Raw genomic sequence first — 14,487 nt, forward strand, 5'->3', positions numbered from 1 at the left:
CGCTCAGGCAAACCCGGCTTGATGCGCCTGCTGGTCGGCGTGGTACGAACTGCGCACCATCGCGCCCACGGCGGCATGCGTGAAGCCCATCTTGTAGGCCTCTTCCTCGAACATCCTGAAGGTGTCGGGATGCACGTAGCGCAGCACCGGCAGGTGGTGGTTCGACGGCGCCAGGTACTGGCCGATGGTCAGCATGTCGATGTCGTGCGCGCGCATGTCGCGCATGACTTCGAGGATTTCCTCGTCGGTCTCGCCCAGGCCGACCATCAGGCCGGACTTGGTCGCCACGTTCGGGTTGCGGCGCTTGAATTCCTTCAGCAGCGTGAGCGAGTGCGCGTAGTCGGCGCCCGGGCGGGCCTGCTTGTACAGGCGCGGCACGGTTTCCATGTTGTGGTTCATCACATCCGGCGGGCAGCCCTGCAGGATGTCCAGCGCCTTGTCCAGGCGGCCGCGGAAGTCAGGGACGAGCACTTCGATGCGGGTCACCGGCGACAGTTCGCGGGTCTGGCTGATGCAGTCCACGTAGTGCTGGGCGCCGCCGTCGCGCAGGTCGTCGCGGTCGACGCTGGTGATCACCACGTAGTTCAGCTTGAGCTGGGCGATCGTGCGCGCCAGGTTGCCCGGCTCGTTCACGTCGAGCGGATCGGGGCGGCCGTGGCCGACGTCGCAGAACGGGCAGCGGCGCGTGCACTTGTCGCCCATGATCATGAACGTGGCCGTGCCCTTGCCGAAGCATTCGCCGATGTTCGGGCAGCTCGCTTCCTCGCACACCGTCACCAGGTTGTTGGCGCGCAGGATGTCCTTGATCTCGTAGAAGCGCGAGTTGCCGGTGGCGGCCTTCACGCGGATCCAGTCCGGCTTCTTGAGCTTTTCGGCCGGCACGATCTTGATGGGGATGCGCGCGGTCTTGTCGGCAGACTTCTGCTTGCGGGTCGGATCGTACTGCTCCGCGGGGGATTGCGGGGCTTCGCTGGAGGAGGCGATCAGGGCGTCGCTCATAAATTTCTCCGCACGCGCAACGGCGTGCAATTCGCTTGTCAGCTTGTCACTAAGAGGCCAGGGCCGGCGTGGCGGCAGTCTTGTCGGCCGCCAGCGCACGGGCCTCGCGCGCTGCCAGCACCTCGCACAATGCCGCCGCCAGGCGTCGCGCGATGTCAGTTTGTTGTGCGGCGGTCACGGGCTGGTCCTGCCAGTGTCCACCGGCAGTGGCCATGTCGACCGTTTCCAGTCCGGCATAGCCGCACGGATTGATGCGCAGGAACGGCGCCAGATCCATCTGCACGTTCAGGCTGACGCCGTGATAGCTGCAGCCATTGCGGATCTTGAGCCCGAGTGCGGCAATCTTCGCGCCCCGGTGCGGCCCGTCCGACAGGTAAATGCCGGGGGCGCCGGACTTGCGCTCAGCCGCGAGATTATACGCGGCAAGCGTGTCCAGCACGGCCTGCTCGATGTCGTTCACCAGCTCGCGCACCATCAGTTTGCGACGCTTGAGATCGAGCAACAGATAAGCCACCACCTGGCCGGGGCCGTGGTAAGTGATCTGTCCACCACGGTCGATCTGCACCATCGGGATATGCGCATCCGGCGCCAGCAGGTGCGCGGGATCGCCCGCCTGGCCCAGCGTGTAGACCGGCGGATGCTCGACCAGCCAGATCTGGTCGGGCGTCTCGGGCGTGCGCGCGGCAGTGAAGGCGCGCATCGCGTCGAAGCAGGGCTGGTAATCCTCGCGGCCCCGCTCGAAGACTTGAATCGGATGCATGGCGAGAGTGTAACGAAAAGGGCCGGCTTACGCCGGCCCCCGCCACGTTCATGGGGAATTAGTCAGTCCGGCCGGGTGTCCGCGCTGCCGGTTTCATCGCCCGGCCTCGACCAGACCAGGCGAAGCCTTAGCGCATGGGCTTCCGACGTCTCTCCGCCCATCGCGTCACGCGGCCTTGGCGTGGTCGTCGCCCGGCGTCCATTCCGTGCCTCGAACCAGGCGCCGCAAGCTGCGATACACGAGGTGGGGGACATCCGCAAGCGTCAGCGCCGGGCGGCGCGCCTCGGCGATCAACGCCAGCCGCACGGCACGGCGGGCCCGCGGATCGATGCTCAAGACCACTTCATCGCCACGCCGCAGCAGCAGGCTCGCGCCACAACGCAGCCAGTAGTCCTCGGAATCGCCTTCGCGGGTAATCCACAGGTCGGTGCCGGCGGCATCTTCCACATGGAGGCGCTGTGCCGCATGCATGGACAGCGCCGTGACTTCGCCGGGATTCAGTGTGAAAACTGTCGTTGTGAGCAGAGCTTGCATGATGGATCTCCTGTCCGCCGGCCTCGGCACGCTTGCCGGGTTTTGCCACATGACCGGTACTGGCCTGGTTTTCCCGCCAGTACACTTCGATTCGTCATGGCAATGGGGCGCCGGTGAACTGAATTCTAGTGATTGCCCGGGCACTGGCAAAACGATATATTTTTAAGGTTCTTGTTAGCCAAATTCACAAAGCGGAGCATGTCATGGCATGGAAAGGTGCATGGGAAAGGGATATGCCGCGTGGCTGGCACCGCGAATTGCCGCGCCTGCCGGCGCTGACAGCGTTGCGCGCGTTCGAAGCGGCGGCCCGGCACGAGAGCTTTTCGCGCGCGGCGACGGAACTGTTCGTCACGCACGGCGCGGTCAGCCACCAGATCCGCGCGCTGGAAGAGGAACTTGCGATGCCGCTGTTCGAGCGCCACGGCAAGCGCGTGGCGCTGACACCGGCCGGGCGCCTTTACGCCGAGCGCATCCGCGATGCCCTGCTGCAGATCGCCGATGCCACGCGCGTGCTGCAGTCCGGCAACCGCGACAAACGGCTGACGATCAGCACCATGCCGTCATTCGCCGCGCGCTGGCTCATGCCGCGCATTGGCAGCTTTATCGAACGGCATCCGGAGCTGGACGTCGAGCTGCTGTCGTCGAATACGCTCGTGGATTTTGGCCAGGAAGAGGTCGATATCGCGTTGCGCATGGGCACTGGCGACTATCCGGGCCTGTACGTGGAAAAGCTGCTCGATGATGTGTTCTTTCCGGTCTGCAGCCCCGCCTTCAACGGCGGACGCCTGCCGGAGCGGCCCGCCGACCTGGCCGGCCTGAACTTGCTGCGCGGCGAAGGCGACCCGTGGAAGCCATGGTTCGAAGCCGCAGGGCTGGACTGGCCCGAGCCGCGCAAGGGGCTATTGCTCGAAGATTCGTCGCTGTTGCTGCAGGCAGCGGCCGAGGGCCAGGGCGTCACACTGATCCGCTCTTCGCTCGCTTACAACGACCTGCTGTCCGGCCGCGTGGTGCGGTTGTTCGATGTCAGCATTCCATGCCCGTGGCTGCTGTATTTCGTGTGCGCGCCCGGGGCGCTGGATTCGCCGAAAGTGCAGGCGTTTCGAGGTTGGCTGTTGCCGGAGATCGAACGGTTCCGGGAAGTGCTGGCGCAGTGGGCGGATTGAGAACTCAGTCCTTCACGGGCGACGCCTTGTCATTGTCGTCCTTGTCCTTTGCCGACGCCGCCCTTCCGGCCCGCGGATGGGCCTTGTCATAGACCTTGGCCAGATGCTGGAAGTCCAGCGAGGTGTAGATCTGCGTCGTGGAGATGCTGGCATGCCCGAGCAACTCCTGTACCGCCCGCAGGTCGCCCGACGATTGCAGCATATGCGTCGCAAACGAATGCCTCAGCATATGCGGATGCACGTCGGCTGGCACGCCGGCACGAATCGCCTGCTCCTTGAGCCGCAACTGCACCACGCGCATCGACAGCCGGTGTCCGCGCGCACCGAGGAACAGTGCGGACGCATCCTCGGGCGCGGCACCCGGCCGCAATAGCTGCTCGCGCACGGCAAGCCACCCGCGCAACGCGTCCATCGCCTTGCTGCCGACCGGCAACGTGCGCCGGCGCGAGCCCTTGCCGGTCACGGTCAGCTCGGCGCCGGACATATCGATCCAGCCGGCCGATTCATAGCCATCGCGCTTTTCATAGCGGGCGTCGAGCTGCACCAGTTCCGACAAGCGCAATCCGCTTGAATAGAACAACTCCCACACGGCCTGGTCGCGCAGCGCGGCGGCATCGGTCCCCGCGGAATGCGAGACCAGCGCCACGGCATGCTCGACGGATAGCGCCTTGGGCAACCGGTGACGGGAACGCGGCGCGCGCACGCCATCCACGGGATTGGCCTGGACGCCCAGGCCGTGCTGCGCCGCCCAAAGATAGAAGCCGCGCCAGGCGGACAAGGTGCGGGCAATCGTGGTGCCTGCCAGGCCTGCGCCATGCAGGCGCGCGGCAAAGGCGCGGATATGGCGCGTCTGCAGCGCCAGCAGCGCAAAGCCCGGCGCGTGCCTGGCGGCGTGCGCCTGCAGCGCGGTCAGGTCGCGGCGATAACTGCTGATGGTGTGTTCGGCAAGCTTGCGGCTGCCTTGCAGCCAGGCCAGATATTGCGCGATGACGGGGTCGGCCGCCGGCGGCTCCGTATCCGCCGCTGAGACCTTGGTCGGATCGTGGGTCATGGAAGCAAGGCGTGGACGACGCGGCCCGCTGGAATTCACTCGCGCAGGCGATTCAGCGCGGCACCGGCCACTTCGCCGATCTGCGTCAGGTAGGCCGTGCCCATGCCCTCGAGGAAACGGCGCGGATCGGGCGAGCCCAGCACCAGCAGGCCGAAGGCCGCGCCCGGCACCTCGCCGGCGGTGCGCACGGGCGGACGCAAGGCCACCATGGCGAGCGATGCGACTTCGTCGAGTTCCAGCAGGCCGGCCGCCTCGAAACCCGCGTTGGCGCCACAGTACGGCGCGCGCAGGCCTTCGGAGAACAGTTGCAGGTCATCGCTGGCGCCCTGCGCCACTTCCATATGGGCATACTGCTCAGCCACATCCCACAGCTTGAGCGCCACGGCGGGCACATCGAACACCTGCTGCAGGCCGTCCTGCACGGCATAGGGCAGCGCGTGGGAGTCCGGCTCGCCCATCAGCCGCATTTGCCAGGCATGCATGCGCTGCTGGGTGCGGTCATTGTCGTGCCCGTGGCGCATCAGGTCGGCCAGGCGCAGTTCCAGTACCTTGTTCTTTTCACGCAGGATTTCCATCTGCCGTTCCTGCAGCGACACCGCACGGTGGCTGTGCGGGCTGGTCAGCTGCACGGTGGCGAGCAGCTCGGCATGGTCTTCGAAGAACTGGGGATTGCTCTGCAGGTAGGCGGCGACGTCTTGGGCGTTCATGGGCTTCGAACCGAGAGAATTTTGCATGGCAGTTTAGCAAAGCGGGGCGCCGGCGCCCCGCCCTGGGCCATCGTCCCTCTGTATTACGTCTGGATCAGCCGTTTCTGTCGGGAAATCGCCATCAGGATGCCGATGCCCGCGCCCAGCGTCACCAGCGCCGTGCCGCCGTAGCTCATCAGCGGCAGCGGCACGCCCACCACGGGCAGGATGCCGCTCACCATGCCCATGTTGACGAAGGCATAGGTGAAGAAGATCAGCGTGATGGAGCCGGCCAGCAGCCGCGAGAACAGCGTCGGCGCGTTGGCGGCAATGAACAGGCCGCGGAAGATCAGCAGCAGGTACAGCACCAGCAGGACGGCATTGCCGATCAGGCCGAACTCCTCCGAATACACCGCGAAAATAAAGTCGGTGTGCTTCTCCGGGATGAATTCCAGGTGGGTCTGGGTGCCCTTGAGCCAGCCCTTGCCCTCGACGCCGCCCGAGCCGATCGCGATGATCGACTGGATCGTGTGAAAGCCCTTGCCGAGCGGGTCGGTGGTCGGGTCCAGCAGCGTGCACACGCGATGCTGCTGGTAGTCATGCAGGACCGGCCAGGTCACGCCGGGTGCGCAGATGTCGTTCTGGAACGTGATCAGCAGCGAGACCGCCACCACCAGCATCGCCATCAGCGGCAGAATGATGCGCCAGGTCAGGCCGGCAAAGTAGATCACGTAGATGCCCGCCGCCATCACCAGCAGCGCGGTGCCCAGGTCGGGCTGCTTGGCGATCAGGCCGACCGGGATCAGCAGCAGCACCAGCGCCACCGCGAAGTCATACCATCGGACCACGCCCTCGCGCTTCTGGAAGTACCAGGCCAGCATCAGCGGCATGGAAATCTTCATGATCTCGGACGGCTGGATCACCATGCCCACGTAGAGCCAGCGGCGCGCGCCCTTGCGGATCAGGCCGAACATGGCCACCGCGATCAGCAGCGCCACGCCGATGGTATAGATCGGCACCGCCACGCGCATCAGCGTTTGCGTGGGAAGGTAAGCGATCACCAGCATCACCACGTACGACAGCAGGATATTGCGCAGCTGGTCTTCGACCCGGCCCGGCATGTCGATGGCGGCCGAGTACAGGGCCACGATGCCGGTGGCGAACAACAGGAACACGATCAGAGCGAGCGGCTTGTCGAAGCCGGTGAACGCTGTCTTGATCAGCGACAGGACGCGACGCTTGTCCATGCGCGTCTCCTTCAACGGGTGACGTCGGCGCCCGTCGCCGGCGTGGCGGCTACGGGCTTGACGCGTGGTTTGGGCGCGGGCGCCTTGGCGGCGGCGGCCGCGGAGGCCGGTGCCACGGGCTTGGGCTTGCTGTGGCCCAGCGCCTGCAGCATGCGCTCGTCCAGCGTCTCGACGGCCGAAGCCGGCGCGATCGCGGCGGGGTCGAGCGCCACGGCCGCGGAGGCGCCCGCCACCGCGGACGCCGGCGCCGCCGACGCCACGGAAGCGGCACCAACCGCGCTGGCCGCCACGGCACTGGCACTGGCACTGGCACCGCTCGACATCACCGTCGCGCTGGCGATGCTCGCTGTGTTGCCGGTGGTGAAGACGCTGGCCGTATCGACCGGTGGCCGCTCGGCCGGCGGCGGCGCCGAGGCCTCCAGTTCCGCCGGCCATTTGCCGAGCAGGTAATAGTCCATCACCTTGCGCGCGATCGGGGCCGCCACCGCAGCGCCGAAGCCCGCGTTCTCGACGATCAGCGCCAGCGCGATCTTCGGGTTGTCGGCAGGCGCGAAAGCGGTGTAGAGCGAATGGTCGCGCTTGCGCTCGTCCAGCGCGTGGTGGTTGTACTTTTCGTTCTTGCCGAGCGTGTAGGTCTGGGCCGTACCGGTCTTGCCGGCCGACTCATAGGCCGCACCGGCGAACACGCGCGCGGCGGTGCCCGAGTGCGTCACCGCGACCATCGCGCGCTTGATCACGTCGATGTCGGCCTGCTTGAAGTCGAGCCGGTAGCTTTCCTTGGGCACCGTCAGCGTGCGCTTGCGCGTGACCGAGTCCTCCACGGCCTTGACCAGGTGCGGCTTCATCGCCGCGCCGTTATTGACGATGATCGAGATCGCGTTGGCGAGCTGCAGGATCGTGAAGCTGTTGTAGCCCTGGCCGATGCCCAGTGAAATGGTTTCGCCGTCATACCACTTCTGTTGCTCGGGCTTGCGGTAGGCCTTGCGCTTCCATTCCATGGATGGAAGGATGCCGCGGCTTTCGCCCTCGATGTCGATGCCCGTGATCTGGCCGAAGCCCAGCGGCTTCATGAAGTCATGGATGGCATTGACGCCCATGTCGCGCGCCAGCGCATAGTAGTAGGTGTCGCACGACTGCACGATCGAGGCCTGCATGTCGACCCAGCCGTGGCCGCCCGGCTTGTCGTCGCGGAAGGTATGGTTGCCGAGCGTGAACGAGCCTGGGTCATGCATGCCCCAGGCAGCGGTGCGCTTGCCGGTAGTGAGCGCCGCCAGCGCCATGAACGGCTTGTAGGTCGAGCCCGGCGGATATGTACCCCGAAGCGGGCGGTTCAGCAGCGGCTTGTCGGGCGAATTGTTGAGCTCGCTCCAGGTGTTGCTGTCGATGCCTTCGACGAACAGGTTCGGGTCGAAGGTCGGCTTGGACACGAAGGCCAGGATGTCGCCGGTGGAAGGCTCGATCGCCACCAGCGCGCCGCGGCGGTCGCCGAACAGTTCCTCGGCCAGTTGCTGCAGGCGGATATCGAGCGACAGGATCAGGTTATTGCCCGGCGTGGCGGGCGAGGTCGACAGCGTGCGGATGGGCCGGCCGCCCGCGCTCACTTCCACTTCCTCGAAACCGGTCAACCCATGCAGCTCGGTTTCGTAGCTCTGCTCCAGGCCGATCTTGCCGATGTAGTTCGAGCCCTTGTAGTTGTCGGCGTCCTTGCGCGGGTCGTACTTGGCGCCATCGGCGTCGTTGGCCTCGTCCATGGCCTCGATGCGCTCCTGGTCGCGCTGCGAGATGCGGCCCAGATAGCCGATCACGTGCGATGCCGATTCGCCGAGCGGATACTGCCTGAACAGCCGCGCGCGTACATCCACGCCGGGGAAGCGGAAACGCTGCGCGGAGAAGCGCGCCACCTCCTGGTCCGTCAGCTGGCTGCGAATCGGCAGGCTTTCGAAGCTGCGCGACTCTTCCTGCAGACGCTTGAAGCGGCGGCGGTCGCGCGGCTGGATGTCGACCAGCGACGACAGCGCTTCAATGGTGTTGTCGAGCGTATCGGTCAGCTTGGACGGCGTGATCTCGAGCGTGTAGGCCGAGTAGTTGCGCGCCAGCACGATGCCGTTGCGGTCCATGATGATGCCGCGGTTGGGCTCGATCGGCGCCACGGAGATGCGGTTGTCCTCGGCCTTGGCCGAATACTGGTCATGCTTGTACCACTGCAGCCAGAGGAAGCGCGTGAACAGCAGCCCGAAGCAGATCACCGTGAACAGCGCCGCGGCCGCTACGCGGAGGCGAAAGCGGCCGATTTCCAGTTCGACGTTGCGGATTTCGGTCATGGTACTGCCGGGTTGGATACGTTTATCGCGCTCAGATCGGACGCGTTTCGTCGACGTCGACCGAGCGGCGCTGCGGTGCGAGCAGCACGGCGGTAGCCATCGGCCAGAGCAGCGCTTCGATGCCGGGCGCCAGCAGCAGCGGCCAGCCCGGCAGCGGCGCGCCCATGGCCAGGCGGATCACCACCGGCACCGCGTGCGCGACGAACAGCAGCGGCAGCACGTGCAGCGCCTGCGTGTAGACCGTGAACCACAGCACGCGGCGGTGGATGGTGATGGCGAAATAGGCCAGCAGCGTATAGGCCACCGCATGCTCGCCCAGCAGGCGCGCGTCATGCACGTCCATCAGCAGGCCCAGTGCGAACGCCACGCCCATGCCGACCTTGCGCGGCTGGTGGATGTTCCAGAACACCAGCACCAGCGCCACCATGTCGGGGATCCACAAGGTGGTGCCCCACGGCATCAGGTTGAACAGGAACGCCATGACAAAGCTGAACGCGATGAACGCGGGGTTCACCGGGCGCAGCAGGTACTGTGGATTGGTCACTATTGAGCCTCCTTGGCGGCGGGGGCAGCCTTGGCCGCCGCGGCGCTGGCTGCCGCGGCACGCGCGGCGGCCGAGCGGGCCCCCTTGGCGGGCGCATCGGGCTTGTCCTCGGCCGCTTCGCGCGGCGGCATGGCCGAGTCGTAGCGCACCACCAGCAGCTGGCGGTGCGCACGCACGCCCGCCACCGGTTCGCACCACACGCGCGAGAAGGCGGTATCGGCCTTGCGCTCGACATGCGTGATCTTTGCCACCGGCAGGCCAGGCGGGTAAGTGCCGTCCAGTCCGGATGTCACGAGCAGGTCGCCCTGCTGCAAGTCGGCCGCCGCGGCCATGAAGCGCAGGTCAAGCTGGCCGGCGCGCGCGCCGCCGAAGGCCACGCTGCGCAAGCCATTGCGTACCACCTGCACGGGAATCGCCAGGTCCTTGTCGGTCAGCAGCGTGACTTCGGACTGGAACGGCGAGACCCGCGTCACCTGACCCACCACGCCGCGTTCGTCGATCACCGGGTAGCCGGCGCGCAGCCCTTGCTGGCTGCCCTTGTCGATCACGATGCGCTGCGAATACGGATCGCGCGCGTCGTAGAGGATTTCCGCCGCCGTGACCGGCGTGGCCGACTGCTGCTGCAGGCTCAGCAGCTTGCGCAACTGGTTGTTCTCGGCTTCGAGCTGCGCCTGGCGCACCGAGGCTTCGGCCTGCTGCACGGCGCCGAGGCGCAGTTCACGGTTTTCGCTGGCCAGCGCGGCGGACGATTGCGCGTAGTCGAACACGGCGCGCAGCGCATCGCGCGGCACCAGCACGACGCGCTCGATGGGCATCAGCACCGTGGCGGCCACCTGGCGCACGACGCTGAGCGCATTGAAGCGCGCATCGACGATCAGCAGCGCCAGCGCGATGGCCACGTACAGGACCAGGCGCGCGACGGCCGAAGTCCCTTGCTTGAAAAGCGGCGGTGGAGAGTAATCCATTTAGCCGGGCGCGGGCGTTGACGGGATGGAAGACGAATGCGGAAGCGGAAGCGGAAGCAAGACCGAAAGCGCAAAGACATTGCCGCCCCGGCCGGACAGCGCGGAGGCGGCAATCGTTTCCGCGGGAGCGTACCCGCGGACGCGGCGTTGCCCCGCAGCCCTGATCAGGAGATCCGGCAGGCGGTGCATCGCCGCGTGCAATCCGGTGGCCTTACTCGTACGAGAAGATGCCGCCCAGCTTGTCCATGCGTTCCAGCGCCATGCCGGAACCGCGCACCACGCAGGTCAGCGGGTCTTCGGCGACCAGCACCGGCAAGCCGGTTTCCTCGGCCAGCAGGCGGTCCAGGTCGCGCAGCAGCGCGCCGCCGCCGGTCAGCATCATGCCGCGCTCGGCAATGTCGGCGCCCAGTTCGGGCGGAGTCTGTTCCAGCGCGATCTTGACGGCCGAGACAATCTGGTTGAGCGGATCGGTCAGCGCTTCGAGGATTTCGTTGGACGACACCGTGAAGGCACGCGGGATGCCTTCGGACAGGTTGCGGCCCTTGACTTCCATCTCGCGGACTTCGGAACCCGGGAAAGCCGAGCCGATTTCCTTCTTGATGGCTTCGGCGGTCTGTTCGCCGATCAGCATGCCGTAGTTGCGGCGGATGTAGTTGACGATGGCCTCGTCGAACTTGTCGCCGCCGACGCGCACCGAACCCTTGTAGACCATGCCGCCCAGCGAGATGATGCCCACCTCGGTGGTGCCGCCGCCGATGTCCACCACCATCGAGCCCGACGGCTCCGACACCGGCAGGCCGGCGCCGATCGCGGCCGACATCGGCTCCTCGATCAGGTACACCTGGCTGGCGCCGGCGCCCAGCGCCGATTCGCGGATGGCGCGACGCTCGACCTGGGTCGAACCGCACGGCACGCAGATGATGATGCGCGGGCTCGGACGCAGCAGCTTGGTGTCATGCACCATTTTGATGAACTGCTTGAGCATCTGCTCGGTCACGGTGAAGTCGGCGATCACGCCGTCCTTCATCGGGCGGATCGCCTCGATATTGCCCGGCACCTTGCCCAGCATCTGCTTGGCTTCCTTGCCCACCGCCTGGATGGTCTTCTTGGCGTTGGGTCCGCCTTCCTGGCGGATGGCCACGACCGAAGGCTCGTCCAGGACGATGCCCTTGTCGCGCATATAGATCAGCGTGTTGGCGGTGCCGAGGTCGATGGCGAGGTCGTTGGAGAAGTAGCTGCGGAGAAATCCGAACATCAGGAATCCTGTTTTCTGTTGGGTTCGCGGGTAGGCGAAGTGGCCGGCACCGCCTGCGGGCCGGCCACAATATATGTTCATGCGGGTAAGGTCGAGGCTTCCCGGGCGCCGGCTAGTCGGCCATCCGCCCCCTCGCGGGGGGCGCCGGCAAACCGCCGCAGTGCGCTGTCGCGCACCACTCTTACGGGAACCTTTGATTAGACCTCACGAAAAAGTTCGCGAAAAGACCACGTCGATGCGAGTTTGCTGAAGATCAGCAATGCAGCGGAGGGCTAATCAGAGGGACCCAGACCATCGCGCCTCGGGCAGTGCACGGCACGTGGCCAGTGCAGTCCGAAGCACGTTTGACGGCAGCAAAGCTTACGTCGAAAAAGTGGCAATTTGCGCACCCGCGAGATAACGCCGGCGGTCATGTGGCGTAGACGCTGCCAAAGGTCGGGAGGCACGCAATGATACCTTATAATTCCTGCTGAATCGGGCGTTTACGGCCTGAAAACCACAGCTGATCCGACGACCCCGGGGCGCCCCTCCGGCACCTGCCCCGGCCGCGCGACGCACCCGCCGCATGCCTCCGGCGCCTGTGCCGCAAGCGCCTTTTTGCACCCGAACTATCCACCTCGCCATGGCCCTCGACCTATCCGACGTCAAGCGCATCGCCCATCTGGCCCGCATCGAAACCACCGATGAAGAGGCGTCCCAGACGCTTGCGCAGCTCAATAACTTCTTCTCGCTGGTCGAGCAGATGCAGGCGGTTGACACCACCGGCATCGAGCCCCTGGCCCACCCGCTGGCCACCGTGCGCGACATGGCCCAGCGCCTGCGCGAAGACGCCGTGACCGAAAGCGACCGGCGCGAAGACTACCAGCGCCCCGCGCCGGCCACCCAGGATGGCCTCTACCTGGTGCCCAAGGTCATTGAATGACCCCGGCCGGATGTCCCGACCGCACCGCACCGACGCACGCCACCCCTGATGCCAACCGACTGTCATGCCCTTTTCCGCTGATTCCGTGACCTCCCTGCGCCAGCTTGCCGATGCCCTGGCCGCGCGCACCGTCTCCGCCGAGGAACTCGCCCGCACCTACCTGGCCCGCATCGAGCAGGCCGGCGCGCTGAACGCCTTCACCCATGTCGACGCCGAACGCACGCTGGCCCAGGCGCGCGAAGCCGATGCGCGCCGCGCCCGCGGCGATGCCACGCTGCTGACCGGCGTGCCGCTGGCCCACAAGGACGTGTTCGTCACGCGTGGCTGGCGCGCGACGGCCGGCTCGAAGATGCTGGCCAACTACGAAAGCCCGTTCGACGCCACCGTGGTCGAGCGCATGGCCGCCGCCGGCATGGTCACGCTAGGCAAGACCAATATGGACGAGTTCGCGATGGGCTCGTCCAACGAGAACTCGTTCTTTGGCGCCGTGCGCAACCCGTGGGACACCGAGCGCGTCCCGGGCGGCTCGTCGGGCGGCTCGGCCGCTGCCGTGGCCGCCGGCCTGGCGCCGGCCGCGACCGGCACCGACACCGGCGGCTCGATCCGCCAGCCGTCGTCGTTCTCGGGCATCACCGGCATCAAGCCGACCTATGGCCGCGTGTCGCGCTACGGCATGATCGCCTTCGCGTCGTCGCTGGACCAGGGCGGCCCGATGGCCCACACCGCGGAGGACTGCGCCCTGCTGCTCAACGCCATGGCCGGCTTCGACCCGAAGGATTCGACCAGCATCCCGCCCGAGCAAGGCGGCGTGGATGAGGACTTCACCCGCCACCTGGGCCGCGCGCGCGCCGGCGCCTCGGAAAGCCAGCCGCTGGCGGGCCTGCGCATCGGCCTGCCGCGCGAGTACTTCGGCAAGGGCCTGTCGCCCGACGTGGAAGAGACCGTGCGCGCCGCGCTGCGGCAGTACGAGCAGCTCGGCGCCACGCTGGTCGAGGTGTCGCTGCCCAAGACCGAGCTGTCGATCCCCGTGTACTACGTGATCGCGCCGGCCGAGGCGTCGTCGAACCTGTCGCGCTTCGACGGCGTGCGCTACGGCCACCGCGCGGCCGAGTACCGCGACCTGCTCGACATGTACAAGAAGACCCGCGCCGAAGGCTTCGGCACCGAGGTCAAGCGCCGCATCATGGTGGGCGCCTACGTGCTGTCGCACGGCTACTACGACGCCTACTACCTGCAGGCCCAGAAGATCCGCCGCATCATCGCCGACGACTTCCAGCGCGCCTTTGCCCAGTGCGACGTGATCATGGGCCCGGTCGCGCCGACGGTGGCGTGGAAGCTCGGCGAAAAGACCTCCGACCCGGTGCAGATGTACCTGGCCGACATCTTCACGCTGTCGACCAGCCTGGCCGGCCTGCCCGGCATGAGCGTGCCGTGCGGCTTCGGCGAAGGCAATATGCCGGTCGGCCTGCAGCTGATCGGCAACTACTTCGACGAAGCGCAGCTGCTCCAGACCGCGCACGCGTTCCAGCAGGCCACCGACTGGCACCTGCGCCGTCCCGCCAAGGCATGAAACGGCTTGCGCAAGTCTTCCGCCTGATCATCGCCGCGGCCCTGGCCGCGGTGGTGGCTGGCTGCATCCAGTTGCCGATCCTCGGCAAGCCGACGCCGATCGCGGCCCGCGATATCGACATCGTCGGCGACTGCCGCCGCACCGAGGAAGACGGCTTCCGCGAGGACGCCCAGTTGCGCGTGTCCGACAACAGCGTGCAGCAGCTCTCGTGGAAGCTGTGGGTCGGCAAGCGTGGCTCGTGCACGTTCAACCTGGCCGATTTCCGCCAGACCAAGAAGAAGCCGCAAATCGAGCTGCGCGCCAACGACGGCAGCGGCTGCGAGCTGATGATCTGGCAAGATCCGCGCCGCGTCACGCTGGCGCATGCCAACTGCGCGCAGCGCTGCACGCCCGGCATTTACGAACAGGCGTGGCCGGTGATGTTCGAGCCCGGCACCGGCGCCTGCGCGCAAACCCGCTGAGGCCGCCTG

14 protein-coding genes are annotated in these 14,487 nt (G+C 66.7%); 4 read left to right on the forward strand and 10 right to left on the reverse strand.

What is annotated here, in order from left to right; translation table 11 throughout:
- Nucleotides 1-3 precede the first annotated feature (3 nt).
- From lipA to AC3FKG_RS26020, 3 genes are all read right to left on the reverse strand, one after another.
- The gene (gene lipA, locus AC3FKG_RS26010; protein ID WP_483710086.1) at nt 4-999 is read right to left on the reverse strand and encodes a lipoyl synthase; all 996 of its coding nucleotides are present in this window, start codon (nt 997-999) and stop codon (nt 4-6) included.
- Between the two features lie 49 nt (nt 1,000-1,048).
- Entirely contained in the window at nt 1,049-1,759 is a 711-nt protein-coding gene (gene lipB, locus AC3FKG_RS26015) for a lipoyl(octanoyl) transferase LipB (protein WP_483710085.1), read from the reverse strand.
- Between the two features lie 165 nt (nt 1,760-1,924).
- Nucleotides 1,925-2,293, reverse strand: coding sequence for a DUF2917 domain-containing protein (locus tag AC3FKG_RS26020; protein ID WP_483710084.1), 369 nt, complete (start codon nt 2,291-2,293; stop codon nt 1,925-1,927).
- A gap of 203 nt (nt 2,294-2,496) precedes the next feature.
- On the opposite strand from AC3FKG_RS26020, the gene AC3FKG_RS26025 reads away from it, so the two are divergent.
- Complete coding sequence (locus AC3FKG_RS26025) at nt 2,497-3,456, forward strand: transcriptional regulator GcvA (RefSeq protein ID WP_488744510.1); 960 nt, start codon at nt 2,497-2,499, stop codon at nt 3,454-3,456.
- Between the two features lie 4 nt (nt 3,457-3,460).
- Here AC3FKG_RS26025 and xerC read toward each other — a convergent pair whose 3' ends face one another.
- The 7 genes from xerC to AC3FKG_RS26060 form a co-directional block, all read right to left on the reverse strand.
- Nucleotides 3,461-4,507 carry a tyrosine recombinase XerC gene (xerC, locus tag AC3FKG_RS26030; protein ID WP_488744511.1) on the reverse strand — a complete coding sequence of 349 codons (1,047 nt, stop codon included), beginning with the start codon at nt 4,505-4,507 and terminating at the stop codon, nt 3,461-3,463.
- Nucleotides 4,508-4,542: 35 nt separating this feature from the next.
- Nucleotides 4,543-5,214 (reverse strand): DUF484 family protein, encoded by a 672-nt coding sequence (locus AC3FKG_RS26035; RefSeq protein WP_483710080.1) that lies wholly within the window; start codon nt 5,212-5,214, stop codon nt 4,543-4,545.
- An 83-nt stretch (nt 5,215-5,297) separates the two neighbouring features.
- Nucleotides 5,298-6,440: a rod shape-determining protein RodA gene (rodA, locus tag AC3FKG_RS26040; protein ID WP_483710079.1), complete on the reverse strand. Its 1,143-nt coding sequence runs from the start codon at nt 6,438-6,440 to the stop codon at nt 5,298-5,300.
- A gap of 11 nt (nt 6,441-6,451) precedes the next feature.
- Nucleotides 6,452-8,761, reverse strand: coding sequence for a penicillin-binding protein 2 (mrdA, locus tag AC3FKG_RS26045; RefSeq protein ID WP_488744512.1), 2,310 nt, complete (start codon nt 8,759-8,761; stop codon nt 6,452-6,454).
- 31 nt (nt 8,762-8,792) lie between these two features.
- Complete coding sequence (gene mreD, locus AC3FKG_RS26050) at nt 8,793-9,305, reverse strand: rod shape-determining protein MreD (protein WP_224082885.1); 513 nt, start codon at nt 9,303-9,305, stop codon at nt 8,793-8,795.
- A complete protein-coding gene (gene mreC / locus AC3FKG_RS26055; RefSeq protein WP_483710077.1) occupies nt 9,305-10,270 on the reverse strand; it encodes a rod shape-determining protein MreC in 966 nt (321 codons plus the stop codon). Before mreC ends, mreD begins: the two co-directional genes overlap by 1 nt.
- Nucleotides 10,271-10,481: 211 nt before the next feature.
- A complete protein-coding gene (locus AC3FKG_RS26060; RefSeq protein ID WP_483710076.1) occupies nt 10,482-11,525 on the reverse strand; it encodes a rod shape-determining protein in 1,044 nt (347 codons plus the stop codon).
- 622 nt (nt 11,526-12,147) lie between these two features.
- Here AC3FKG_RS26060 and gatC point away from each other — a divergent pair.
- The 3 genes from gatC to AC3FKG_RS26075 all read left to right on the forward strand — a co-directional run bounded on the left by gatC (nt 12,148) and on the right by AC3FKG_RS26075 (nt 14,478).
- Nucleotides 12,148-12,447 carry an Asp-tRNA(Asn)/Glu-tRNA(Gln) amidotransferase subunit GatC gene (gene gatC, locus AC3FKG_RS26065; RefSeq protein WP_483710075.1) on the forward strand — a complete coding sequence of 100 codons (300 nt, stop codon included), beginning with the start codon at nt 12,148-12,150 and terminating at the stop codon, nt 12,445-12,447.
- 64 nt (nt 12,448-12,511) lie between these two features.
- Nucleotides 12,512-14,017, forward strand: a complete 1,506-nt coding sequence (gene gatA / locus AC3FKG_RS26070; RefSeq protein ID WP_483710074.1) for an Asp-tRNA(Asn)/Glu-tRNA(Gln) amidotransferase subunit GatA — start codon at nt 12,512-12,514, stop codon at nt 14,015-14,017.
- Nucleotides 14,014-14,478, forward strand: a complete 465-nt coding sequence (locus AC3FKG_RS26075) for a hypothetical protein (RefSeq protein ID WP_483710073.1) — start codon at nt 14,014-14,016, stop codon at nt 14,476-14,478. The genes gatA and AC3FKG_RS26075 overlap by 4 nt, the downstream gene beginning before the upstream one ends.
- Nucleotides 14,479-14,487: the final 9 nt, after the last annotated feature.

Source organism: Cupriavidus sp. 22TCCZM04-2 (assembly GCF_057798895.1).